Origin of the sequence: Bradyrhizobium sp. 172 (assembly GCF_023101065.1) — a bacterium.
GTDB lineage: Bacteria > Pseudomonadota > Alphaproteobacteria > Rhizobiales > Xanthobacteraceae > Bradyrhizobium > Bradyrhizobium canariense_D.
Map to the genome: position 1 here is coordinate 354,487 of NZ_CP064701.1, position 24,634 is coordinate 379,120.

22 protein-coding genes and 1 pseudogene are annotated in these 24,634 nt (G+C 62.9%); 11 read left to right on the top strand and 12 right to left on the bottom strand.

Translation table 11 applies throughout. From position 1 onward, the window contains the following. The first annotated feature begins 22 nt into the window (after positions 1-22). The gene (locus IVB07_RS01565; RefSeq protein WP_247360685.1) at positions 23-811 is read left to right on the top strand and encodes a nucleoside phosphorylase; all 789 of its coding nucleotides are present in this window, start codon (positions 23-25) and stop codon (positions 809-811) included. A 59-nt stretch (positions 812-870) separates the two neighbouring features. Here the strand turns inward: IVB07_RS01565 and IVB07_RS01570 are convergent, their stop codons facing one another. The 4 genes from IVB07_RS01570 to IVB07_RS01585 all read right to left on the bottom strand — a co-directional run bounded on the left by IVB07_RS01570 (position 871) and on the right by IVB07_RS01585 (position 6,317). Further along, complete coding sequence (locus tag IVB07_RS01570; RefSeq protein WP_247360686.1) at positions 871-4,056, bottom strand: CusA/CzcA family heavy metal efflux RND transporter; 3,186 nt, start codon at positions 4,054-4,056, stop codon at positions 871-873. Continuing rightward, entirely contained in the window at positions 4,053-5,465 is a 1,413-nt protein-coding gene (locus tag IVB07_RS01575; protein WP_247360688.1) for an efflux RND transporter periplasmic adaptor subunit, read from the bottom strand. Before IVB07_RS01575 ends, IVB07_RS01570 begins: the two co-directional genes overlap by 4 nt. Beyond that, entirely contained in the window at positions 5,462-5,869 is a 408-nt protein-coding gene (locus IVB07_RS01580; RefSeq protein ID WP_247360690.1) for a FixH family protein, read from the bottom strand. The genes IVB07_RS01575 and IVB07_RS01580 overlap by 4 nt, the downstream gene beginning before the upstream one ends. Before the next feature lie 94 nt (positions 5,870-5,963). Continuing rightward, positions 5,964-6,317, bottom strand: a complete 354-nt coding sequence (locus tag IVB07_RS01585) for a hypothetical protein (protein ID WP_247360692.1) — start codon at positions 6,315-6,317, stop codon at positions 5,964-5,966. Positions 6,318-6,874: 557 nt separating this feature from the next. Here IVB07_RS01585 and IVB07_RS01590 point away from each other — a divergent pair. Beyond that, positions 6,875-8,785 (top strand): diguanylate cyclase, encoded by a 1,911-nt coding sequence (locus IVB07_RS01590; RefSeq protein WP_247767451.1) that lies wholly within the window; start codon positions 6,875-6,877, stop codon positions 8,783-8,785. 220 nt (positions 8,786-9,005) lie between these two features. Here the strand turns inward: IVB07_RS01590 and IVB07_RS01595 are convergent, their stop codons facing one another. Next, positions 9,006-9,236, bottom strand: coding sequence for a hypothetical protein (locus IVB07_RS01595; RefSeq protein ID WP_018455636.1), 231 nt, complete (start codon positions 9,234-9,236; stop codon positions 9,006-9,008). Positions 9,237-9,713: 477 nt separating this feature from the next. On the opposite strand from IVB07_RS01595, the gene IVB07_RS01600 reads away from it, so the two are divergent. The 4 genes from IVB07_RS01600 (at position 9,714) to IVB07_RS01615 (ending at position 12,581) form a co-directional block, all read left to right on the top strand. Further along, a complete protein-coding gene (locus IVB07_RS01600) occupies positions 9,714-9,932 on the top strand; it encodes a PF20097 family protein (protein WP_027568267.1) in 219 nt (72 codons plus the stop codon). Positions 9,933-9,944: 12 nt separating this feature from the next. Continuing rightward, the gene (locus IVB07_RS01605) at positions 9,945-10,247 is read left to right on the top strand and encodes a hypothetical protein (protein WP_247360696.1); all 303 of its coding nucleotides are present in this window, start codon (positions 9,945-9,947) and stop codon (positions 10,245-10,247) included. A 118-nt stretch (positions 10,248-10,365) separates the two neighbouring features. Beyond that, positions 10,366-12,183, top strand: coding sequence for a DNA ligase D (gene ligD / locus IVB07_RS01610; RefSeq protein WP_247376220.1), 1,818 nt, complete (start codon positions 10,366-10,368; stop codon positions 12,181-12,183). Positions 12,184-12,188: 5 nt separating this feature from the next. Continuing rightward, positions 12,189-12,581: a hypothetical protein gene (locus IVB07_RS01615; protein WP_247360699.1), complete on the top strand. Its 393-nt coding sequence runs from the start codon at positions 12,189-12,191 to the stop codon at positions 12,579-12,581. Here the strand turns inward: IVB07_RS01615 and IVB07_RS01620 are convergent. Then, positions 12,578-14,551, bottom strand: a complete 1,974-nt coding sequence (locus tag IVB07_RS01620; RefSeq protein ID WP_247360702.1) for a PAS domain S-box protein — start codon at positions 14,549-14,551, stop codon at positions 12,578-12,580. The two genes, IVB07_RS01615 and IVB07_RS01620, sit on opposite strands and share 4 nt — an antisense overlap. A gap of 817 nt (positions 14,552-15,368) precedes the next feature. On the opposite strand from IVB07_RS01620, the gene IVB07_RS01625 reads away from it, so the two are divergent. From IVB07_RS01625 to IVB07_RS01640, 4 genes are all read left to right on the top strand, one after another. Continuing rightward, complete coding sequence (locus IVB07_RS01625) at positions 15,369-15,737, top strand: DUF4142 domain-containing protein (protein ID WP_247360704.1); 369 nt, start codon at positions 15,369-15,371, stop codon at positions 15,735-15,737. A gap of 551 nt (positions 15,738-16,288) precedes the next feature. Next, positions 16,289-16,690 (top strand): response regulator, encoded by a 402-nt coding sequence (locus IVB07_RS01630; protein ID WP_247360705.1) that lies wholly within the window; start codon positions 16,289-16,291, stop codon positions 16,688-16,690. A gap of 88 nt (positions 16,691-16,778) precedes the next feature. After that, on the top strand, positions 16,779-17,567 hold the full coding sequence (locus tag IVB07_RS01635; RefSeq protein WP_247360707.1) for an alpha/beta hydrolase: 789 nt from the start codon (positions 16,779-16,781) through the stop codon (positions 17,565-17,567). Then, positions 17,568-18,749 (top strand): PAS domain-containing sensor histidine kinase, encoded by a 1,182-nt coding sequence (locus IVB07_RS01640; RefSeq protein WP_247360710.1) that lies wholly within the window; start codon positions 17,568-17,570, stop codon positions 18,747-18,749. Positions 18,750-18,771: 22 nt separating this feature from the next. Here IVB07_RS01640 and IVB07_RS01645 read toward each other — a convergent pair whose 3' ends face one another. From IVB07_RS01645 to IVB07_RS01665, 5 genes and pseudogenes are all read right to left on the bottom strand, one after another. Beyond that, entirely contained in the window at positions 18,772-19,959 is a 1,188-nt protein-coding gene (locus tag IVB07_RS01645) for a PHB depolymerase family esterase (RefSeq protein WP_247360713.1), read from the bottom strand. Between the two features lie 3 nt (positions 19,960-19,962). Then, the gene (locus IVB07_RS01650) at positions 19,963-20,382 is read right to left on the bottom strand and encodes a CopG family transcriptional regulator (protein WP_018455630.1); all 420 of its coding nucleotides are present in this window, start codon (positions 20,380-20,382) and stop codon (positions 19,963-19,965) included. A gap of 216 nt (positions 20,383-20,598) precedes the next feature. Beyond that, on the bottom strand, positions 20,599-21,045 hold the full coding sequence (locus IVB07_RS01655) for a hypothetical protein (protein ID WP_247360716.1): 447 nt from the start codon (positions 21,043-21,045) through the stop codon (positions 20,599-20,601). Between the two features lie 51 nt (positions 21,046-21,096). After that, positions 21,097-21,477 carry a hypothetical protein gene (locus IVB07_RS01660; protein WP_247360718.1) on the bottom strand — a complete coding sequence of 127 codons (381 nt, stop codon included), beginning with the start codon at positions 21,475-21,477 and terminating at the stop codon, positions 21,097-21,099. Positions 21,478-21,519: 42 nt separating this feature from the next. Then, positions 21,520-21,896: pseudogene (locus IVB07_RS01665) on the bottom strand (response regulator). A gap of 171 nt (positions 21,897-22,067) precedes the next feature. On the opposite strand from IVB07_RS01665, the gene IVB07_RS01670 reads away from it, so the two are divergent. Next, positions 22,068-22,802 carry a sensor histidine kinase gene (locus tag IVB07_RS01670; RefSeq protein ID WP_247360722.1) on the top strand — a complete coding sequence of 245 codons (735 nt, stop codon included), beginning with the start codon at positions 22,068-22,070 and terminating at the stop codon, positions 22,800-22,802. 623 nt (positions 22,803-23,425) lie between these two features. Here IVB07_RS01670 and IVB07_RS01675 read toward each other — a convergent pair. Further along, complete coding sequence (locus IVB07_RS01675) at positions 23,426-23,872, bottom strand: hypothetical protein (RefSeq protein WP_247360724.1); 447 nt, start codon at positions 23,870-23,872, stop codon at positions 23,426-23,428. Between the last annotated feature and the right edge of the window lie 762 nt (positions 23,873-24,634).

The following is a 24,634-nucleotide window of genomic DNA, read 5'->3' on the forward strand; positions in this document are numbered from 1 at the left end:
TCCATCGATCCAAGGTGCATAGATGGCGATTCCCCCGATCCTTGAGAACAAGGACCCCTCGGCTCCTTCGGTCTTCATGCCGGCTGCCTTGATGCGGGAAGCACGGCGACAGAAGAACATGGAGGCGGTCGGCGTCCCCTCCGTTTGCCTGCTCGATCCGGACGGCGATCTTGTGCGCCATCTTCGCCGTACCGGGCGCGCAAGGCCCTTCGGAGGATGGCCATGCTATCACACCGAGCTCGATGTGTTCTCCCTTGCCGGACGGGAGGTCGGCATCGTCGGGCGGGCTGTGGGGGCCTCCTTCGCCGTTCTTGTCGCCGAGGAATTGTTTGCCAGCGGTTGTCGCCTCCTGGTCAGCTTGACGTCAGCTGGGCAGATCGTGGCCGCCGGTGAACCGCCGTACTTCATCATCATCGAGCGGGCGTTGCGCGACGAAGGAACGAGCTACCATTATGTTCCGCCTTCGGAGTACGCCACCGCTTGTCCTCACCTGCTGCAAGTCGCGAAAGAGGCAATCAAACACGGCGCACCGCGAACTATCGCGGGCGCAAGTTGGACCACGGATGCCCCGTTCCGCGAGACCAGCCAGGCCGTTCAAGCAGCCGCGGACCGGGGAATACTTGCGGTCGAGATGGAAGCGGCCGCGCTGTACGCCTTCGCCGCCGCCACGGGAAGCAAGGTTCTCTGCGTCGCTCACGTGACGAACACGATGGCTCAAACGGGCGCGGACTTCGAGAAGGGTGAAGACGACGGCGCGGTGGACGCGTTGGCGCTCCTGGGCCCAATAGTAGCTGCTTTGGCCGAAGAATAGAGGGGTTCGTCTGCTCAATCGGCTATGCTCGGCGGGTTGCACAAAACCCCCTTCTCACCTCACCCAGCAGGCTCCAGCAAACGCAATACGGTGGGCTTCGTCACTTCCGGCGCTTGTCCCTTGGTGTTGTCTTCGGGAGGCAAGCGGAAGCCCTTGACCAGGCCGAAGATCGCCGGGATCACGACCAATGTCAGCAGCGTGGATGAGATCATTCCGCCGATCATCGGGACCGCGATGCGCTGCATGATCTCGGAACCGGTCCCGGTGCTCCACATGATCGGCAGCAGCCCCGCCATGATCGCGACCACCGTCATCATCTTGGGCCGCACGCGCTCCACCGCGCCCTCCATCACGGCGTCGTAGAGATCGCGGCGGGTCACGGTCCGCCCCTCGGCGGTGCGCCTCGCCGCGGTCTCCGCCAGCGCCTGGTTGAGATACATCAGCATGACGACGCCGGTCTCCGCGGCCACGCCGGCGAGCGCGATGAAGCCTACCGCGACCGCCACCGACAGGTTGAAGCCCAGCCACCACATCAGCCAGAGCCCGCCAACCAAGGCGAATGGAAGCGACAGCATCACGATCATCGTCTCACTAATTGAGCGGAAGTTAAGGTACAGCAGCAGGAAGATGATCAGCAGCGTCACGGGCACGACGATCTTCAGCCGCGCTGTGGCCCGCTCCAGGTATTCGTACTGGCCGCTCCACATCACGTAGTAGCCGGCAGGGAACTGGATGCTGGCCTGCACGGCGGCTTTGGCATCGGCCACGTAGCCGCCGAGATCGCGGTCGCGGATATCGACGTAGATGTAGGTCGCGAGCTGCCCGTTCTCGGTCCGGATCGAGGTCGGCCCGCGTGCAGGGGCTACCTTCGCGACCTCGCCGAGCGGCACAGCGCCGCCGGCGGGCATCGGCACCAGCACGTCGTTGGCGATAGCCTGCGGATTGTCGCGCAGATCACGCGGGTAGCGCATGTTGACGGTGAAGCGCTGCCGGCCTTCGACGGTCGTGGTCACCGTCTGGCCGCCGAGCGCCGTCGCGATCGTGTCCTGCACGTCCTGGACCATGATGCCGTAGCGTGCCAACGCAGTCCGGTCCGGCGTGACCTCCAGATAGTAGCCTCCAATGCCGCGTTCGGCGTACGCCGAGGAGGTGCCCGGCACCGCCTTGAGCACCTGCTCGATCTGCTTCGCGAGCTTGTCGATCTCGACCAGATCGGTCCCGATCACCTTGACCCCGATCGGCGTCCGGATGCCCGTCGACAGCATGTCGATGCGGGCCTTGATCGGCATGGTCCAGGCGTTCGAGACGCCCGGAAATTGCAGCGCCTTATCCATCTCCGCGATCAGCCCGTCGATGGTCATGCCATGGCGCCACTCCTCCTTGGGCTTGAGGTTGACGATCGTCTCGAACATCTCGGACGGGGCCGGGTCGGTCGCGGTCGCCGCACGACCCGCCTTGCCGTAGACCGAGGCCACTTCCGGAAACGACCGGATGATCCGGTCCTGGGTCTGCATCAGTTCGGCGGCTTTCGTGACCGAGATGCCCGGCAGCGTCGTCGGCATGTAGAGCAGCGTGCCTTCGTTCAGGTTCGGCATGAACTCGGTGCCGAGCTGGCGCGCCGGCCAGATGCTGACGGCCAGCGCGGCGAGCGCGAGCACGACCACCAGCGCCTTGGCGCGCATCACGCCCTTGATCACGGGGCGGTAGATCCAGATCAGGAAGCGGTTGATCGGGTTCCTCTGCTCCGGAACGATCCGCCCGCGCACGAAGATCACCATCAGTGCGGGCACCAACGTCACCGACAGAAGGGCGGCGGCCGCCATCGAGAACGTCTTCGTGAACGCGAGTGGGCTGAACAGGCGCCCCTCCTGCGATTCGAGCGTGAAGATCGGCATAAACGACACCGTGATGATCAGCAGGCTGAAGAAAAGTGCAGGCCCCACCTCCGAGGCGGCGGCGATCAGGACGTCGATCCTGGACCTTCTCGGCTCGGCGCGTTCGAGATGCTTGTGGGCGTTCTCGATCATGACGATGGCCGCATCGACCATGGCGCCGATCGCGATCGCGATGCCGCCGAGGCTCATGATGTTGGAGCCGAGGCCTAACAGCTTCATGGCGCCGAAGGCCATCAAAACGCCGACCGGCAGCATCAGGATGGCTACAAGCGCGCTGCGGACGTGCAGCAGGAACACGATGCAGACCAGCGCCACGACGACGCTTTCTTCGAACAGCGTGTGCTTGAGCGTGTCGATGGCCGCGTAGATCAGGTTGGAGCGGTCGTAGACCGGCACGATCTCAACCGACTTCGGCAGGCTGGAGGCGATCTCCTGGAAGCACTTCTTGACGTTCTGGATGACCTCCAGAGCGTTGAGACCGAAGCGCTGCAGCACGATGCCGCTGGCGACCTCGCCCTCGCCGTTCAGCTCCGTGATGCCGCGCCGCTCGTCGGGCCCGAGTTCGACCCGGGCGACGTCGCGCAGCAGCACCGGCGTGCCGCCGGAGGTCTTCAGTACGATGTCGCCGAGGTCGATGATCGACTTGATGTAGCCCTTGCCGCGGATGACGTACTCGAACTCGGAGAGTTCAACGGTCCGACCGCCGACGTCGGCATTGCTGGCGCGGATGGCGTCGCGCATCTTCTGCATGGTGATGCCGCGGTCGCGCATCCGCTGCGGGTCGAGGATCACGTTGTACTGCTTGACGAACCCACCGACGCTCGCGACCTCGGCGACCCCCTCGGCCTTCGCCAGCGCGAACTTCAGATTCCAGTCCTGGATGGTCCGGGTGTCGGCGAGGTTCAGTTCCTTCGAGATCACCGCGTACTGGTAGACCCAGCCGACGCCGGTCGCGTCGGGACCGATCGTGGGTGTGACGCCGGCGGGCAGGCGCGCGCTCGCGCCGTTGAGGAATTCCAGCACGCGCGAGCGCGCCCAGTAGATGTCGGTGCCGTCCTCGAAGATGACGTAGACGAACGAGACGCCGAAGAACGAGAAACCACGGACGACCTTCGATTTGGGCACGGTCAGCATCGCCGTGGTCAGTGGATAGGTGACTTGGTCCTCGATCACCTGCGGCGCCTGGCCGGGGTACTCCGTGTAGACGATGACCTGGGTGTCCGAGAGGTCCGGGATGGCATCGAGCGGCAGATGCAGAAGAGCGTAGAGCCCCGCCGCCGCGGCGAAGCCGGTCCCGAACAGGACCAGCAGCAGGTTGCGGGCGGACCAGGCGATGAGGCGCGCGATCATTGCTGCGCCCCCTCGGCAAAGCCTTTCAGCGCGGCCTTCAGGTTGCTTTCGGCATCGATCAGGAAGTTCGCCGAGACCACGACGGCGTCGCCCTCCGCGAGGCCCTGCCGGACCTCCACGAACCCGCCGCCCCGGTGGCCGAGCTTGACATCGCGCGGCTCCAGCCGACCCTGCCCCTTGTCGACGAACACGGCCTGCCGGCTGCCAGTATCCATGACCGCGCTCTCCGGCACCGCGAGGACGGCCTCGCCGCTGCCGGTGTCGATGTTCGCGTCGACGTACATGTCGTGCAGCAGGATCAGGTCCGGATTCTGCAGTTCGATCCGGACGCGCGCGGTGCGGGTCTCCTTGTTGATCTCCGGGTAGATCACCTGGACCTTCCCCGTGAACTCCCGTCCGGGAAAGCTTCGCGCCTTCACCGTGACCGGCTGGCCCTTGGCGATCATGCCGAGGTCGCGTTCGGCGACGTCGATCAAGGCCCACACCGTCGAGTGATCCGCGATCCGGAACAGGACTCCGCCGGGCTCGACGCGCATGCCCTCGACGGCGTTGCGCTCCAGCACGATGCCGTCGCGCGGAGAGGTCCATCCGATCGAGGTCGGCACTGTCCGGCTCTTCTCGATCGCCGAGATCGCGGCGTCGGGCACATCCAGGTTCATCAGGCGCTGGCGCGATCCACGGCCATACTGGACGTCGCCGCTGGTCGTCTTGGAGGTGATGGTGGTGAGGTACTCGGCTGCAGCCGAGGAGACGGATGGGCTGTAGACCTCCATCAGCGGCTGCCCCTTCACGACGTGAGATCCGGTCGTCACGTCCGCCACCTTCAGGATGAAGCTTTCCGCCCGCATCGCGACCACTGAAATCCGCCGCTCGTCGAGCGCGATCGTGCCCGGCGCCCTGACGGCGGTCCGGACCACGCGCATTGCTGCGGGCTCCGACTTGACGCCGGTCCGCTGGATCTTTCCGGGCGACAGTTTGAGGAAGCCATCATCGCTGTCCTCGCCCTCATAGACAGGGATGTAGTCCATCCCCATGGAATCCTTTTTCGGGGTCGGCGAGATGTCCGGCAGGCCCATGGGATTGCGGTAGTATTTGATCTTGCGATCTTCGGAGCCGTCGGCCGTTGTAGTCGTCGGGGCTGCCGCCTGGTCATCGTCGAAGCTGACATCGGCGCCGGCCGGCACCGCGCGGTAGTCGCGGCCGTCCGGCGTCTTCCTCGGCACCAGCGAGTACGATGGCTTGCCGTCCGGATCCTGGTAGTAGATCGGGGCGCGGCGCTCTTCGGCCGCAGCGGGGCCGATCAGGGCGGCGGATCGCGCCGCCAGCCGCTGCGGGCCGGTGACAACGAATGCGATGCCGGCCGCCACGATGAACGCGGCGGCCACACTTGCGGTGAGGGCGCGGGTCACTTCTGCGCCGTGATGACGAGCTTGTTCTCGACGGTGCCGCTCTCGCCCTGGACTTTGGCTCCGAGCGAAAGCTGCCACCGCCCCGCCATGCCGAAGGTCGCCTTGAAGCGGTAGGTGCCCGGCTCCGTTCCCGGCATGGGCGTGACCTTGGTCGCCATCTCCTGCATCCCGTCCGGAGCCATGTCCAGACGGCTGGCGAAGATCACGGCATCGGGCACAGGCTTGCCGTTCTTTGTGTTCACGAGCTTGACGGTGATGACCTTGTCGGGCCCGGCCTGGACCGACTGATCGACGAGCTCGAACTTGTAGTCCTTGATATCGGCCAGTGCGGCCGGGCTTGTGCCTGCGACTGCGGCAGCGATCAACGCCGCCTCGACGGCGCGCGCGATGGTAGAGGTCTTCATTTTCTGGTCCTCGAATGTCCCAAATGCGCCGCCGAAGCGGCGTGCATCATCCGCGCGCGTGAAGCGCACGGACGCGATCGGCGTAGAGCGCCGTTCAGCCCAGGGTTCGAGGGGGTTGGTGGGGAGGTGGACGGGTCAGACCGTCGCCGATTACGTCGTCCGCGACCAAGTGCGTGGTGCGGATGGCGTGCCGCAGCGGGAGGGCGGCGGTCTCGGAGAGGCCCGCCTGGGCCGTCTTCAGGACGCACATCGCAACCAGCGGGCAGTCCTGACAGCCCGTGCTTTTCTGCTCATCGGGGCAACAGGGCATGTCGGCCGACACGGACATGTCGCTCATGCTGTCCGAGCGAGCTTGCGCGGCTGCCGCCGGCGCGGCCAAGGGCGCCAACGTCAAACCGGCGGTCACCAAGACCGCGAACGCAACTCTGAGCAGCCCGCGCAGATTCATGGACCTAGCATCCCACGAGCGGACTCGCTTTGGAAGTCGCGCCCCTTCACATCTTCGCCACCCTGGACCCGCAGCGACATAGCTCAGCCGGCAGTGGCAGCACCCCTGCACCTCGCGCTCCGTCACTCAGCGGGCGTCTTCAATCTGGCCTGGCCTGCACACGGAGGCCACATCAGTGCGGACGAGCCTTTTATCCTCCACTGCGCAATATCGCCGAATGGAACTGCGATATGGATCGTTAACTCCACAACCGCAGACTTCTGCAAGACGCACGGCTTCGCCTCCGTCTGTCGAGTCAACCGGTCCTGTGCGTTCCCAGCGCGCGGGGACCGTTCCTTTTTCGCCCCATTCCTCGGCGGCAGAACCCCTCCGGCGCAGCGCGGCAGGGGCAGCGCTTCTGTGAGGTCAAACCAATCGCTCACTCCGTCCGCAGCTTCTCACGAAGGCCGTGAGCGACTTGGAGAGGAGGCGTTTACCACCTCGCCTGCCGCTGCCGGGCAGGCAAGCCGACATTAAGACCTCGGTGGGAACGTGCCGCGAACGGAGCCGCCTCCTAGATGTCAACCAGCCGCCGAGAAGTGGGCAAGTCCCGCGTCCCGCTATGGGTCGCGGGCTTTGTCGCGTTGGCTTGCGTTGCCATCCTCACCCTGAGCGGATGGCGGGAATGGGAAGCTCGCCAGGTCGACCTGAGAAACGCGGAAGTGGACATGGCCAATCTGGCCAGTTCGCTCACCCAGCACGCCGAGGACATGTTCGAACTTGCGGACACCATCCTGGCTGGCATGGTCGATCGCATGGAGATCGGCGGAACGAGCGCCGGCGCAGTGACCAAGATCCAGACCTTCCTTCAGGCTCGCAAATACAACAGGAAGCGGATCCGCGGCATCTTCGTCTACGACGAAACCGGCCGCTGGCTGGCGACCACCGAGGACGTCGATCTGGCCGGCCTGAACAACAGTGACCGCGACTACTTCCAGCAGCACCGCGCGAGTGCTGACCGCGGCACACTGCTCGGCCGACCTGTCAAAAGCCGTTCGGGCGGCCAGTGGATCATCACCGCGTCTCGGCGCTTCAATCATCCGGACGGCAGTTTCGCTGGTGTTGTGCTGACCAGCATCGACGTCGCGTACTTCGCCGAATTCTACAAGCAGTTCGACATTGGTCCAAACGGCGCGGTGTCCCTACTCAGCGCCGACGGAATCATGTTGGCGCGCAGCGGCGACGACCAGGGCGCTTATGTGGGGCGGGACCTCTCCAAGTCGCTGCTGTTTTCGAACTTGGGAAACGGACCCAGTGCCAGCGTCTACTACTTCAAGTCTCCGATCGATGGCCGGCAACGCCTGAGTTTCTATCGGTTGAGCACGCGTTATCCGATCCTGACGGTGGCCACCAAAGCAGAGGAAGACGTTCTCGAGCCGCGGCGCCGGCAGGCGGCCGTGCGCATGAGCATCGTCTCCGGCCTCACACTGGCGATCGCGCTCATCGGGTGTTTTCTGGTGCGCTACCTCTCGCAGCGCCAACGCATGGCGGCGGCGTTGGTGGCGAAGGAGGCGGACTTTCGCCTCTTGGCCGAGCAGTCGAGCGACATCGTCATGCGCATCGGTTTGGACGAGCGAATCCTTTACGTCTCGCCATCCTGTACGCGCGTTCTCGGGTGGGAGCCTGCCAAGCTGCTCGGCACGCCGGCGCTTGCTGGGATCAATCCTGAGGATCGGTCCCGGTTGGAGCAGGCCATCAACTCCCTCAAGTCGGGCGAAGCCGAAGAGGCGCGGATCATCTACCGGACTCGCACTCGGGCGAAGTCCGAGATCTGGGTCGAGACGGCGCTGCGGGTCACCCGGTCCACGCTCAGCAACGAGATCGACGGAGTGGTCGCCATCTCACGGGACATGACTGAGCAAAAGGATCTGCAGGACAAGCTGGCAACTCTTGCCACCTCCGATGGTCTGACCGGACTTGCAAACCGTCGCCATTTCGACGAACGTCTTGCCGAGGAATGGGCCCGGGCCAAGCGCGATGAAACGCCGCTTTCCTTGCTGCTGATCGACGTGGACCACTTCAAGAAATTCAACGACCAATACGGCCATCAGGCAGGCGATGCCTGCCTGCGCTCGCTGGGCAGGATTTTGGCTGAGCAGGTTCGCAGGCCCGCCGACCTGGCTGCTCGGTACGGCGGCGAGGAGTTCGCGCTGTTGCTGCCCAACACCGACGCCGACGGATGCGCCGAGGTGAGTGAGCGAGTTCGGAAGGCGCTGCGCGAGCTAGGCATGTTGCACGCGCTGAATCCGCCTTCCAAGTTTGTCACGGTCAGCCTGGGAGGCGCCACCAACAACCCCATCCAGGGTGTCACCGAAGACGCCCTTGTCGCGACAGCAGACCGGGCGCTCTATGCGGCCAAGGAAAGCGGTCGCGATCGGCTGGTGGTGGCAGGTCAGGTTATCACTTGGCCCGGCGCAAAGAGCGCATGAGCCCAGCCGCTGTTGCCCGGCACTCCTGATGCTGAGGCGCAACGGAGCGCTGGCAGCGTTCCGCCCGCCATCCGATCAGGTCGTTCTAAGACCGGGCGGACGAGCGAGATTGAGGAGCGCCACCCACCTTCTCCCGACCAGGCGATGCGCTCGAGCTGGTCGTCTGGATAGTGCCGCCGGCAGGCTCGCGCTCGCCGGGGGCCGAAGGAGCCCCGATAGATTACTTCTGCCCGGACGGAGCTTGCGCGTTCGAGTTGTTCGGGTTGTTGCCGTTCTGCTTGTTAGCCTCATGATGGCCCACCGCGCAGCCCGCCACCGCGCCGAGCTTGCCATGGCCCGCCATGTGGCCGGCAACACCGCCGACGATCGCGCCCTTGATGCACCCCTTCGCTTGCACCGGCGAGGCCAACGCCAGTGACAGCAGGCAGACAGCCGCAAAGATGGTCTTCATGATCTCTCCTCCGAAAAATCGACGCTCGCGATGGTCAAGTCGCGAAGTGAATGGCCGTTCCGCGGCCATTGTTCGTGTAGATCCATTGCTGGTCTCACGTCACCCGCTCGGCTGGGCCTGATAAGCTCGGACGCCGCAAACGCCCGAGCTCATGCTGAGCGCACCGCGAGCATCTGAATTCGAGCTCGACACCGGGTGAAAGGTTTTTCGGCAGGTTCGCGGCCATCGGCCAGGCGCCGCAGTTCGGGCACTTAACCAGCAAGGTATCGGTTTCAAGCATCGTTGCCGTTCTCTGCCGCCCCGCTGGGCAACCGCGCCAAATCCGAGACGTTCCTGCGTGCTGCCAGACCTAGGAAAAGCTGCCGCGAAGAGCAAGGACCGATGTTGCCTGGCTCACTGAACGGTGGCGGCGCTCAGACGAGGGGAGGGCGCTGCTCAGGAGCTTGTAACGTTCGGTAGTCCGTCTACGATCCCGAAATGACAGAGCACAAAGCTTGCCCGAAATGCGAGGGGACCATGGAGCAGGGTTTCATTCCCAGCCTGGGGCGTGGGCAGTTGCTCTGGTTTGCGGGAGTGCCGCCCGCCACGTACCGCGAGTCGTTCATGTTCGGCAGGAAGGCGCTTACGGTGGCCACGTATCGCTGCTCGGCCTGCGGCTATCTGGAATCGTATGCGGAGGCAGGATCGCCCGAGTAAAGAGAGCGCTTCATGGAAACGATTGCTGGATCTACCGCCCTTGTGCTCGCCATGGTCACGGGGCTCGCGTTCTATTTCCGCTTGAAAATGACAGGCCTGCAGCGGCGACTTGTCACGCTGGAAAGAGTTGAAGCAAAGCTCGATTTACTACTGAAGCAGGGCGGTGTGAGCTATGAACCGCTGGGTGGTTCGACGGAAATAGAGGACGCGCTCAAAGCCGGCGAGAAGGTCCGCGCAGTTTCACTTTACCGCGCCGCGAACGGCTGCCCGTTGGCAGAAGCAAAGGCAGCGATTGAAAGGGCGCAGCGGCCCTAACCATCGTCACGTCAGTTGCCTTATGAAGCTTCGGCGTGCCCTCCTAGCTGGAATTGGACTTCGCGCCCGCGGTAGGCGGCTCGGACGGAACGAATCAGCGCGACCGCGTTGAATCGGCATGTGTGCGGTGGCGTTGCGTCAGTCTCGTTCGGGAGTATCGCGCGTCCATGGCGCCGTCAAAGCTGCTATTCCTGGTTACATCGAGCCGTGTGATCCCACGTTGCGCGAGAGGCCGCCGCGCGGCGAAGACTGGGTCTACGAAATCAAGGCGGACGGCTACCGCGCGCAGCTGCATCTGCGAGATGGTGACGCCAAGGTCTACTCGCGCACCGGCCTTGACTGGACCGAACAATTCTCATCGATCGCCGCGAGCGCCGACCTACTCAAGGCAAACACTGTGATCATCGACGGCGAGGCCGTGGTGTACGGCAGTGGCGGCCTCCCGGACTTCCAGCAGCTCAGGCGGGAGCTCGGCTCCAAGCGTAGCGCCCGTGTGCGCTACCACGCGTTCGATCTCCTGTACCTCGATGGTTACGATTTGCGTGGCGTCTCGTATGAGGATCGCAAGCGCCTGCTGCAGCGTCTTTTGAAGGACGCACCGGAAACATTCATTTACGTCGAGGCGCTTGCGGCGGAAGGCAACGTGATCCTCGACAAGGGGTGCAAGCTGGGACTGGAAGGCCTGGTCGCCAAGCGGCTGGGCCACCCGTACCGCTCGGGTCGGCAGGAGAGCTGGATCAAGCTCAAGTGCAAGAAGAGCGAGACCTTCCCAATCGTCGCCTTCGTGGAGAAGCTTGGGGCGCGCCCGCGCAAGGTCGCCTCACTCTACGTCGGCCGGCGCCAGAACGGCAAGCTGCTCTACGCCGGCAAGGTGCGTACCGGTTACACCGAGACGACGGCGCGGGAATTGCGCGAGCGACTTGATCCGTTGATCCGCAAGACTTCTCCGCTCGATGCGGCGGTCAAAAAGCCGAAGGCGACCTGGGTGGAGCCGACCCTTGCAATCGAGGTGCAATACGGCGCGCTGACCGATGATGGCCTGCTGCGCGAAGCCGTGTTCAACGGCTTTCGCGATGATCTTACGGTGCGCAAGGTCAAGGCGCCACGGCTGGTGCCGTCCGTCGCCGGCCGGCCGAAGCTGGGCGTCCCCCGAGCGAACATCCTGCAGCTTCTGCCCGAAGCCGTTGCTCCATCGAAAGAAGAACTCACAGAGTATTGGACGCGGGTCTGGAAGAAGGCGCTGCCGCACCTCGGCCATCGTCCGCTGAAGCTCGTTCGTCACGTGCACGGCACGACCTTCTATCACAAGGGACCGCTGCCGAAGGACATTCCGGCCGCCGTGCACCAGCTCCGTATTCAGAAGCGCGAGGGCGGCCAGGGAACGCGCCTGTGGGTCGACAGCCTGGATGGCTTCCTTGGGCTCGTCGAGATCGGCGCTGTCGAGCTGCACCCGTGGAATGCGACCGTCGAGGACTTCGAACATGCCGACCGCATCGTAATCGATCTCGATCCCGGCGAGGGTGTCGGCTGGGATGCGGTCGTGGAGACCGCGCTCGATCTGCGCACGCTGATGAAGCGCGAGGGCTTTGAAACGTGGCCCAAGCTCACCGGCGGCAAAGGAATTCATCTGATGGCGCCACTGGATCAGCCGGTGCTGCACGACAAGGCGCATCGGGTCGCGCATCAGTTGGTCTCCGCCCTCGCAGCGCGCCATCCAGACCGCTACCTGCTGTCCGCCCAGGCAAAGCGTCGCGATCGCATCTTCCTCGATTATCTGCGCAATGGCCGCGGCACCACCGCGATCGGCACCTATTCCCCGCGAGCCCGGGAGGGATTCCCCATCGCAGCGCCCGTGACCTGGAAGCGCATCGAGAGCGGGATCGAGCCGGACGCCTTCACCATCGACAGTCCGTTCCGCGCCAAACCAAGGAGGTGAGCGATATGTCGGACGCATTCGATCAATGGGTGGAATGGCGCTCCAAGCCTCTGGGCGACAGCCGCAGCATTCCCGCCGAACTCTATGCCGCGGTGACGTCGCTGCCTGAAGCCGATCGCTCGGACCGCCTCGAGCGCCTCCAAGAAGCCCTGGCACGCGACGCTGGGGAAAGCGTCGCGGATCGGCTTGCCGACCCAGTGCTTCCTGTTGAAAGCGGATCGATGGGCGTCGTTGAAGAATTCGAGGACAAGGGCCGGCCCGCCCATGATGATGATGACCCGGGGGCCTGCTGGAAAAGTCTTTGTTTGCGTGTGGCCAGATGGCTGCTGCCTCACTGCGGGACGGACAAGCTTCCTCCCGGTTTTTTTGGGGGGGTGCGGTCGAACTCAGGGAGCTAGGATTGAATTTGCACGCTTAAAGGGACGCCGGTCGGGCGCTGGATCGGAGCGGTGACGAAGCACTGCAGCCCTTCTGGCTCGAAGCCGATTGTCACGTCGCCATCCAGGTCATGCGCGAGTGCGCGCTCGAGCAGGACGGTTCCAAAGCCCCGACGCAAGGGTTTGGACACCGGTGGCCCGCCGCTCTCCTGCCAGCGCATGCAAAGCTCAGGTCGGGCTCCTCCGTTCTTTTGAAACCACTCTAGTGTGATCCGCCCTTCCTCGGTCGAGAGAGCCCCGTACTTGCGGGCGTTGGTGCATAGTTCGTGCAGCGCCATTCCGATCGAGACCGCCTGCTTCGGGGACAGCAGGACGCTCGGGCCCGCCAGCGATATGCGATTTGCATTGGCGCCTGCGGTGTCGAGCGTGATCGCGGCGAGCTCCTGGAGCGAGGCATTTTCCCAATTGGCTTCGGTTAGCAGATTGTGCGCCCCCGCGAGCGCCACCAAGCGCCCCTCGAACGCCTTGCGGGCCTCCGTGGGATCGCCACCGTGTCCGAACGTCTGGTGCGCAATGCCCTGGACGATCGCCAGCGTGTTTTTGACGCGATGGTTCAACTCGGCGACCAGCAGTTCGCGCGCCCTCTCGGCCTCTTCGCGCTCCGTGATGTCGACATTCGCCCCGATCATGCCCATCAACTCGCCGCCGGCGGACAGGTGCGGATGCGCCCGGGTCTCGAGCACTCGGTAGCGGCCCTGGGCGTCGAGATAGCGCGCCTTCACCGAAAACCCGCTGCGGTTCTTGATACCTTCCATGACGCTACGAGCGACGGCGGGCGCATCGTCGGGATGAAGTGTAGTTGCCCAATCGAACTCTCCTACCCGATCCTCCGTTACGCCCCAGAAGGCGCGCAGTCTTTCGTTCAAGTGCAGACATCGGCCTTCCCGATCGCTGATCCAGATCATGACGGGCGCGTTCTCCGCCATCACGCGAAAGCGCATCTCCGATTCGCGCAATTCCTCCTCGGCGAGCCGCCGCGCGATCGACAGCGCGAGCTGCCGCCCGATTGTCGAAGCGAGGTCGATTTCGGTGCGCGGGAAAACGTGTGGCGCACGGTAGTAGGCCATGAACTTGCCTATCAATCGGCCGTCGGTGAGCAGCGGGACAAAAGCCAACCCCCTCAGTCCCTCGCGTGCAACGATCTCCTTCAGCTCAGGACTTTGTTCTGAGGCCTCCATATCGGCCAGGAAGATCGCTTGTGGCGCGGCCGCGTCGGCATTCCACGGTGAATGGCCGTCGACCGCCTCCCGATAGGCCTCCGAGAGGCCGCGCGAGGCGACGAACCGCATGACCTTGTTCGCATCGAAGAGGAGAATCGAGGCACAATCGCAGTCAAGGGCGGTCGTGATGGCATCGAGAGCGGCGCCGTAGATCTCGTCCAGCCTATTCGCGGCCTGCAGTCGCTCCGAAAGCGCGTGGATGGCCGTCAGCTCGGTCAATCGTTGTGCAAGCGAGGCCTCGAATTGCTTTCGCTCGGTGATTTCGCGGCACATGGTCGAGACGCCCAACACGTCGCCTGCTTCGCCGAGAATGGGTGAGACCGTCATTTCCAGATCCACTGCGGTACCGTCCTTGCGGATTCGCACGGTCTCATAGTGGGCGTACGATGCACCAGCCCGGACGCTCGCGATGACGGCCTTGGCCTTGACGTGGCGATCGGACGGGATCAGGCGCAAGAGAGATGTTCCAATCATCTCCTCGGCGCTGTAGCCGAACAGATGCTCGGCTGCCTTATTCCAGCGCACGATGGTACCATCCGGATCCCATCTCCAGATGGCGTCTCTGGACCCTTCCAAGACGGCGGCGAGCTCCGACCGTTCCGCCTGAAAGCGCTGATTAAGCGCCCGCGCGGAGGCCAGCTCCCGTCGGCAATCTTCGAGAGCCTGCTCGATCGAGCCGGCCGGCGCGCTTCTCGACTGGGACAAAGGCATGCGCGAAAATCGCCTCCATCAGGCGAACCCGATCAAAAACACCAAAAATGTGGCACGGCTTGCGGATGGTGGGCAAGCCGGATCCGTAAATTCCTCGCCAGTGTATCGAGAGCTTCGGGGCCGCTATGCGCAAAACCAACTGTGCAGCCAAGCTCTTTGAGCATAGATGCGATCACGTCGGGCACGCCGGGATCATCATCTACTGCCAAAACTGTAATGACTCATGGCGAACACCTCGCCGACTTAAGTGTGCATGGCTGAGGTTCCCCGGGGTTGAGCCACATGCCGTACGTAGAAGCTCAGGATGAAGCATATCCGGGAAGCTGTTGAGATTAACCTGGATCAGCGAGTTTTCACGGTGCGGTAGCATTCGGCAATTGGGCGGGAACGGCTCAGAATACGCGGGGTTGCGGGACATGGACGACACATTGTCTTCCTCCCCTTGACTGACCCGGTCAGCACCGCTGGCCGGGTTCTTCTTGCCGGAAGGTTGTACCCGACGCGAAACGGGGCAGCGACTAAGGGCTACAGGAACCCACTTACGATTTGTATGTTGGCGCCTATGAAGACTGCATCACAATACCCGGGCCTCTCGGCGGAAATATGAAGAGGCTGCGGCGCAAGCCGCAGACCCATTTTCCCGCCATCAGTTTCTCGTTCTAGCGAACAGCTTTTCTGACGCTGGCTCGCGGTGCCGAGTTTCTGACCCGACCCCAGCGCTTTAGGGTAGGCCACCACCGGCAAGAGAAAATCCAAATCCGAGGCTCGCCAGCACGTCCCGCAGGGCGAGCAGGCCACGCTGCAGAAGATGGAGCAAATGCAGGGCAAGGAGTTCGAGGCGGCCTATGTCCGCGCGCAGACCGAAGGTCATCAGAAATTGCTGCGCATTCAGGAGGACTATCTCGCCAGCGGCAAAGATCCAGCCCATATCAACGTGGCCAAGCTCGCGCGTGGGCAGATCAAGGAACATGTGAATTGCTGGCGGATCTGCGCGAGGATGACGACGATAAGGACGCGACAACGGGTCGATCATCACGCGTCAAGAAGTAAGGCTCCTGAGCGCCACAGCTTCGGGCCAGGGCGGGACGCGGCGGAGCGGCTCGCCCGGCCTGGTTCGTGTCGACGCCGGCGTGCAAGCGCAGCACTTGCACCGGTTGCTTCTGCGCTGCTCCGACACCTGTTGTAGCCGGCTCTGCTCCAGAAGCTCGATGAGCGCAAGCGGCGGTCTTCGCACCCTCGTCAGCTGATACTGCAGGCGAAGTGCCCCGACTGGCGGGCGGGCTGGCCGCCCGCATTCCGTGGCTGGAGACCGAGGCCGCCCGATCATCCTCATGCCTGATGTGAACGGCCCCAGGCTTGCCGCGGAAGCGCGACGTCGCTGGCCCGTTCGAAGGTACTCCTCATGTCGGGCCACACGCGGGACGCGGTCGTCCATACCGGGGTGGTTGAGCGCGGGGTGGAACTGATCGCAAAACCGTTCACGATCATGAACTGACGGCTCGGGCCCGCCACGTGCTCGACAAAAGGGTGTGACATGGGATGCTGAGAGCAGTAGCTTTCAAGGACCCACTCGTGAGCCATCTTACAACCAATAGCCAATTGACCGCGGCCGTCGAAATCAGGGAACGCTGCAAGCCGTTTCTCGCTGCCCCCGAGGGTTCCCGACGGTTTCGACTTGCCGGGTTAAGTGAAGCTTCTTTCAAGGTCATGTCTTTCGGAAATGAGAGATGCGCGAGGATGCAGCTGAGCAACTCCCAAGAGGCCGCAGGAAGACCGAAAATCCTCCTGGTCGAGGATGAAGATCTTCTCCGCGAGATGCTTGAGGAGACCTTGATGGAGGCGGGTTACGGCGTCGTAAGCGCCGCATCCGGCGAGGAGGCCGCCGATCTGCTCGGCGGGGCGCCGCTACCGCGAGCTCTCATCACCGACATCAATCTGGGCCGCACCAGGATGGACGGCTGGACGCTCGCCCGTCTCGCACGCCAGCATGATCCGGGCTGCGGGATCCTCTACGTCTCCGGCGATAGCGCCCATCGGTGGACCTCGAACGGCGTGGCGCGCAGCGTCATGCTATCCAAGCCCTTCGCGCCCGCGCAGTTGGTCGAGGCTTTGTCGGATCTCCTGATCCGGAAGTCCTAATCACCTGCCGACTCTAAAAAGGATGCCCATCAAGTTGCCCCTAGGCTTGTCCAAAGAATGATAATCGCCTGAAGCGAAGGAGAATTGGGTGTCAGTCGAATTCCGCAACAACGTGCAGGTCCGTGGCCGCGGCGAGCGTGCAATGATGTTCGCCCATGGCTTCGGATGCGACCAGAACATGTGGCGCTTCGTGGCGCCGGCCTTCAAGGCGGAATTCAGCACGGTGCTGTTCGACCACGTCGGAGCCGGCCGGTCGGACCTCAGCGCTTACGACCGCCAGAAGTATTCCACATTGTCCGGCTATGCTGATGACGTCGTCGAGATCGGCCGCTCGCTGCGCCTGAAGGACGCCGTATTCGTGGGGCATTCGGTCAGTGCGATGATCGGAGTGCTCGCCGCGATCAAGGATCCGACACTGTTCGATAGCCTGGTGCTGGTGGGGCCCTCGGCGCGCTACATCGACGATGGCGACTATGTCGGTGGCTTCAGCGCCCAGCAGATCGAAGAGCTTCTTTCGTTTCTGGAGGAGAACCACATGGGGTGGTCGGCGCAGATGGCGCCTGCCATCATGGGCAACCCCGACCGTCCCGAACTTGGCGAGGAACTAACCAACAGCTTCTGCCGTACCGACCCCGCCATCGCCAAGGAATTTGCCCGGGTCACCTTCCTCTCCGATAACCGCGCCGACCTGGCCAAGGTCAAAGCGCGCACACTGATCCTCCAGTGCAGCGAAGACATCATCGCCGGACAGCAGGTGGGTGCGTACGTCCAGCGCAACATCCCGCACAGCGAAATGGTCGTGCTGAAGGCGACCGGCCATTGTCCCAACCTGAGCGCCCCTGACGAAGTCGTCGCCGCAATCCGAGATTTCGTCTGAGTGAGCAACAATCATCCCGCCGACAGCGATTTCGAAGACCTGTACGAAAACGCACCCTGCGGCTACCTCTCCGTTCGTCCTGACGGCCGCATCGACCGGGCCAATCGGACCCTTGCGGACTGGATGGGCTACCCACCCGATGACCTTCCCGGGATGCGGCTGAGCGACTTGCTCAACAACGCGGGACGCATATTCCTCGAGACCCATGTCGCGCCGCTGCTTCGGATGCAGGGCTTCTTCGATGAATTCGCGCTCGATCTCCTCACGAAGACCGGGGCTCGGCTGCCGGCCATCGCCAACGCCCGCGAGCGGCGGACCGACACGGACGCGCTTCTGTTCACCCGCCTGACGATCATGCGCGCGGCGGACCGGCGCCGCTATGAGCGCGGGCTGATCGACGCGCGCAAGGAAAGCGACGAGCTCAAGACGGCGCTGGAGGAGCACCTTCAGCAGGAGCGTGCAAACGCAGAACTGCGCGAGCAGTTCATCGCTGTGCTTGGTCACGACCTGCGCAATCCCCTCGCATCGATTGCGGCCGGCGCACGGCTGATGCTCAAGGCCAAGACTTCGGAAGACGCGCTTCGCCTCGAGTCCATGATGCAGAGCAGCGTGGGCCGGATGGCCAAGATGATCGAGAGCGTCATGGACCTGGCGCGAGGCCGCCTTGGCGGAGGCATCACGCTCTCCAAGGCTATGACCGCAATTGAGCCCGTGCTCGATCAGGTCGTGGCGGAGTTGGCCACCGCCCATCCGGATCGCGGCATCGAAACCATATTCGAGGTTGAGTCACCCGTCTTTTGCGATCCGGCCCGCATCGCCCAGTTGTTCTCGAACCTTCTCGGCAACGCGATTAGCCACGGCGCGCCTGACTGCCCCGTGCGGGTCGAGGCGAGCGCCAAAGCAGAGCTGTTCGAACTCTCAGTCGCCAACGCAGGCGCGGCCATTTCGGAAGACGCGCGCAAGCGCCTGTTTCAGCCATTCTACCGCGGAGAGGCGCACGGGCCTTCGCAGGGACTTGGGCTGGGTCTCTATATCGCAGCCGAAATCGCCAAGGCGCACGGTGGCACGATCGAAGTGGATTCGTCCGAGACCGAGACCAGGTTCATGTTCCGGATGCCACTCGAAGGCGACGGATCGCTGCGGCCCAGTCCCAGCACGCGAGTTCGGGGACATGCCGGTTGATCTGAGCGCGGGCGAGGTCCGCCTACCCAGCGAGCGAATGCTCGAGGAAGAAGCGCAGCATTTCCCTCGTCGCATCCGGCCCCTGAGCATCGGTATAGGACCCTGCGGGACTGCCGCCCGACCACGCGTGTCCGGCGCCGTCGACGTTCCAGTGTTCGGAGATCGCCCGACCGCCCCCGTCGATCAGAACGGTGCGAGTATAGCCATGGCCGTCGGGTACGCGTCCGCGAAGCACCTTGCTCGTCGGTCTCGTCGCTCCGGCCGACTGCTCGATGATCTGATCGCCATTCTTTGGATGGACCGTCGTGTCGCGATCGCCATGGAAAACGATGGTCGGCACAGAAGTTTTGCCGTTGGTAATTGCCTTGGACTCGCCTCCCTGCCGCATGGCGGCGAACGCAGAGGGAAGATCGCTCGCGGCGCCGCACGCCAAGCCCGAATGAACACCGACGGCAGCGTAAAGGTCGGGATACGTCGCGCCCATGATGGCGGCGGCGGCCCCGCCGGCCGACAAGCCTGCGACGTAGACGCGCTTCGGATCGATCGCATGGTCCCGCATGACCTGGCGGGTGATGCCGGCGATCATAGACGGCTCGCCTCCGCCGCGGCGCTGGTCGCCCGTCCGAAACCAGTTCCAGCACTTCGACTGATTGGCTCCGCTCGGCTGCTCGGGATAGACGACGAAGCAATTCCGCTCCTCTGCCATGAAGTTCATCCGGGTGCCGGCGGCGAAATCGTCCGGCGACTGGGTGCAACCATGGAGCATGACGATCAGGGGGAGCTGTTTTCCCTGAGGGCGGCTCGGGATGAACAGCTTGTAGGTCCGGCTTCCCGCTGCGTTGCTGAAGGTACCGGCGATGAACTGGGTGCCCTCGGGCGCGATATCCGACGTTGACGGCGGAGCGCGTCCGATCGGGCCTTGCACGCCCAACCCGGAAAACTTCCTCATGCCATCGAGCGACGAGTTGCGTTTGCGTCCTTGAACAGGGCTAGGGGGCGTCGGCCGACTTTCCCTCTGCTCGACGACGTCGGCCTTGGCATCGATGGTTGGCGGCTCGAGCCGCGCGAGCGGAGCCTGAGTGCCGCTGCGAGACGTCGGTGCTGGGGCGCTGCCGCCCTGAAGCATGCGCTGCAGGAGTGCGGTGGCTTCGACCAGTTGGCCGGCACGGGTGAGGCGCGTGGCTTCGCGGACCATGTCTTGATTCAGCATCGTTCAACTCGTTCTGTCGGCGAGAGCGGCCTTGACCGCGGGAGTGGCGTGAAGCGCCCCAAGCACCGACACCGACACGATGGTCGCGCGGGCCAACTCGGGAGTGACGTCCTGCGCGATGGTGGCTAAGCCCAAAACGTTGATCTGCAGCATCTCGCCGGCACGCCGCGCCGCTTCGAGATCCTCGCGGGTGTAATTGCGCAGACCGAGGTCCAGGCTCTTCCGGGCCGTGGATTGCCTCACGACGTCTGCATGACGTTCGAGCTGGTTCCGGATGGCAGTCCGGATGAAATCGGTCCGATTGGAATAGAACCCCTCCTGCACCATGAGATCGACTTGACCGAGGTCCACATAGCCAAGGTTGATCGTGATCTTCTCGGTTTCGGGAGTTTTGGGTCGCAGTTCGCGCAGACTATCAGCCATATGTCATCCCCTCACCATCCAATCGGATGGCTTTACGCTAGATAGATGCTTTATGGCCTAGTTCAAGGGGCACATGGCCTCTGGAGCTGTAAGCGCCGACGTAAGCAGAGTTGCCGGGGGTCACTTCACCCGGTTGACGAATTCCACCGGCGTGCCCTTGGAGAGGCGTTCTGCGACTCGCTCGGCATCTCAAGTCGTGAGCCGTACGCAGCCGTGCTATTCCGACTGGAAACTTCTCCCGGGATCGGCGTGCCGTGGACCCCGTAGCTTGATGGTGAACGGCTTGAGGGAGTGAACGCCGCTGAATGGTAAGCCGGATTGTAGCGGTAGGTCGGGGTGCGATCGATCTCCGTCACCGTTCAAGGTGCCGGAGGGGAATGGCTTCTCCTCGCTGCCGATCGTCGCGGGGTGGAATCCTATCAGCGCGTTCGACTTGTCGAACAGCTTGGCCGTCTGCCGGCTCTTGTTGACTTCGACCTTGGCCGCCTTCTCTGAAGTCTGCTCGGCTCTGGAGTCGATCACGAGGATGGCCTCGCCGGCCCGGCCGAAGTGCCTTCCCGGATTCAGAGCGGACAGCAGATCCTCTCTCATGTGAAACTTCTCCGCCAAGCCTTCGCACGGGCTGTCGTAGGACAGCTTCGGAATGTCCTTCACGTCCTCCATCTTCGCAGGCTTCTTCTTGAGAAACGGCTCCCGCGGTGGCGTAGTTCATCGTCACCCGGCGGCCGTCCGCAGCAAGCTTTCCCCAAACACCGGCCTTGAGGTCTCGGAGACCGGCAATTGCTGCGCCTCTTCGAAGGACCGCAGTGCTTCTTCGCGTTCTCCCCGAACCTTCTGTCGATCTCGCCTGGCCGAGAAGTGCGCCCGCTCGAGCAGGACCCGCAACCGGACCCCCGCCGGGGTCGGCTTCTCGTTGGACAGGGTCTTCGTCGAGGGCTCGGCCGCGTCGATCGCGGCCGGCTTCATTTCGGCGGCAAGCGTCGAAATCGTGACGCCCGCCAGCACAAGGCCGATGACAATGCATCCGGAGGACGCATGCAGCCTGGCTTGCGGTGGCGCCTGTGGATCCCGGTTTGAGCCGCTGCCGAGTTCCAAGAAAGGCTACAGATGTTCGGCTGCGTTGGTGACTGGCTTCCGCTACGCTGCGATGATTTCGCGCAGAGCGGTCCCAAGCTCAGCCGGGGTGTAGGGTTTGGGCATGAACCGCCCGCCACTTGGCAGTTCCTCTACGGCAAACCGTGCCTTCCCCGAGGTGGTGAGGATTTTGACCGGTGGCCAGCGGCGGCGAACGTAATGCGCCAACTTCAAACCATCCATCGAGCCGGGCATGTGAACGTCGGAAACACAACGTGGACGTCCGAGCGCTTTTCCATAATGGCGATCGCTTCGTCAGCGTGCTGCGCTTCGATGACCTCGAAGCCCAACTCGGCGATGATTTCAACGGCCACCATCATCAACAATGGCTCATCTTCAACGACAAGCACCACGAGCCGTGACTGCATGACCCCCTCCATGGCGTGAGCCTCTAGAGGGCTCTAATCACCGGGATGCCTGCAATTATGCGATGATCTAACTCAACCGCTTGGTGATGCAAGGGTTCCGTCGCCCCCGAACATATACCGAACTTGGATTTATTGAACGTTGTCGGATACTGTGGTCCAAGTACCGTTCGCGGAGTGACATGAATGAATGGTTTGAGCGGGGCCGATCAGCGCATGCGAGAAGTTGAGAACGAAAACGACGTGCTGCGCGAGCTCCTTTTGAAAGCAGGCGTTGAAGCGAACGCCCAGGTGGCTGCTGCAAAACTACAAACCGTTCTTATCGGGGAACTGCACCATCGCGTCAAGAACATGCTCGCGATTGCAGCCGCAATTGCGGCTCAAAGCCTACGCGATGCTTCATCTATTGACGCGGCGGCTAAGACCATCGCCGAGCGAATGAGCGCGCTCGGCGTATCTCATGATCTCTTGATTCAAGAAAGCTGGACCGGGGCGGGTTGCCGAACGCTGATCGAGAACGCGATCAAAGCATTTCAGACTAAAGGCTTCGAGCAATTCACTATTGACGGGAACAACGTCGCCGTGTCTTCCGGACCTGCGGTCGCGTTGTCTATGATAATTCACGAGCTAAGCACCAATGCGTTGAAATATGGCGCGCTCTCAGTTGCTGAAGGACGGGTCGCCATCACTTGGTCGATTGACGCGGAAAATCAGCGCTTTCATCTCGAATGGCGCGAACGCGGTGGACCGCCGGTTGTCGAGCCAACCAAAAAGAATTTTGGCAGCCGCTTCATTCAGACGGCTTTGCCCGGTCAGCTTAAAGGGGAGGCTCGATTGCTGTTCGAGTCGACCGGAGTCGTTTGCGACATCAACATTCCCCTAAGCTCGCTTCAAGAAACCATTATTGCGGTAGTCGACTAGAGCGTGGTTGGACCGCTCGACTCGTCCCCAAACGCTCGCAGCGAAACAGCGCCGGTGAAGTCGCCCAGCATCCGGTTGCCCGTGGCGCTGAAAGCAGCCGCTCCGATCATGCCTTCCCCACGGCGCGCATCCACAGGTCAAGCGAACACGGAGCTGGCACCCAAAGCCTGCATCGTCTTGCCGCGCGGTGCCCATTGTCGCACGCGGCGGCCATCCTGCTGGACCATCAAGCAACACGAGTTCAGTTCGGTACGGCGGACGTAACAGCCCCGCGATCGGCCAGAACGGCGGCGCGTCTTCATGCGGGCAGGACGACACCGGTTATGGTGGGCTCGCTGCCCGGCCTGACATCGGCGCCGAGGAGATCAAGTCCGGTGTCCCCTGGAAGCAACCGGCGGATAGGCCGCGTGTGTGTCGGCCTCCAGCTGCTCTACAGCCCGGTGCCAGTATTCTTCGGCTCGCCCCTCCTGGCGCCCCTCAAGTGCCCAAAGATGGTAGGCCCGCTCTCGGATGCGCCGTTCTTGATCGGAATGACTGCTGGAATCGGACATGTCTTCAACCTCGGATGTTGCGGCGGCCGTTGCCGGTGGAGATCTTACCGTTCAGGCTGTGTTGGCAGTCCTTTACTCCTCGATCACCATCTCGACCAGCTTCGCTATTTTGGCTCGCGTCAGATCACCGGAGTTAGAAATGTAGGGCTCGACATCAGGGGTAAAAACGAAAGGGATACCCTTCTTGGTTCCGCTGTCACCGATGCGAGCTACGACGATGTTGCCGAATGCAGTTGAGATGCTGGTCGGAGGACCATTGCCGATTGTGAAAGAAACCCCGACTGGGCGGTGGTCGTTGCGCTCAATCTGCGGAGCGAAGGAGAACTGCTCCTCCCCGAAATGATGCTTCAGCTCCTCCAGAAAAGGTATGACTTCGCGCTCCATCGCCTGCTTGCAGTGCTCGATATCGGCGGTTCGCTTGTCCTTGTTTTCTGCGGCGATGATCGCCTGCCTCTCTTTTTCAGCGACCGCTGCGGATAGTTTCTGTCGGAATTTCTCAGCCAGCTGCTCGGCGTTCATTCTTGTTCCAATCGAGCTCGGCCCCACCTCATCATGTCTTTCATAATACTACGGCTTATCGGCGGCGTCAGCGGACCCGGACGCATCGGAGCTGGTATCGATGCCGTTCCGGCCGTTACGTGATTAGCTAGTCGTGCGAACGGGTGCCCCGGTCTATTTGTCTTGAGGAGACGAACGCGCTGCCCCTTGGTTTGGCTTCGTCGGGGTTTGCGGCTTCCGATCCACGCGGCTGATTGCATGGGGGAACCAAGAGGGGGCAGGAGCGTTGTTGAGTGTCATCGGTCAGGCAGTTGGTGCGGTGCGCTCTGGCCATCGTGTATGGCCATGGTCTCTGCGAAGATGCTACCCGAACAGGCTATCCTCAAGGATTTTGGTGCCGCTACACTACAGAGCCGGTCGAACTCAGTGCCCGCGGTCTGGGATGCTCATACGCCAAGGGTCTCGAATATCTCCCTGCTGAAAGGCGTTTGATCGTGCGTGCCGGGATGGGCTGGCCGGCTGGGACTGTAGATCATGTGACTCTCGGTGCCGATATTGGATCGCCCGTCGCCTTTGCCTATCAGACAGGTCAATCGGGGATGTCCAACCATTTGGAGCAAGTGATTCGTCTTCCGAACGCGGAAACTTCTCGCCGAACATGGGATCAAGCGCGCGATAAACGTGCTAATCCGGCGGGGTGGCGAGGGCGACATTTATCCCGAAGCCGTACCAGCCCGAGCAGATTGTCGACCCGATCCGTGAGCTTACCAGCGCGGCGTGAAG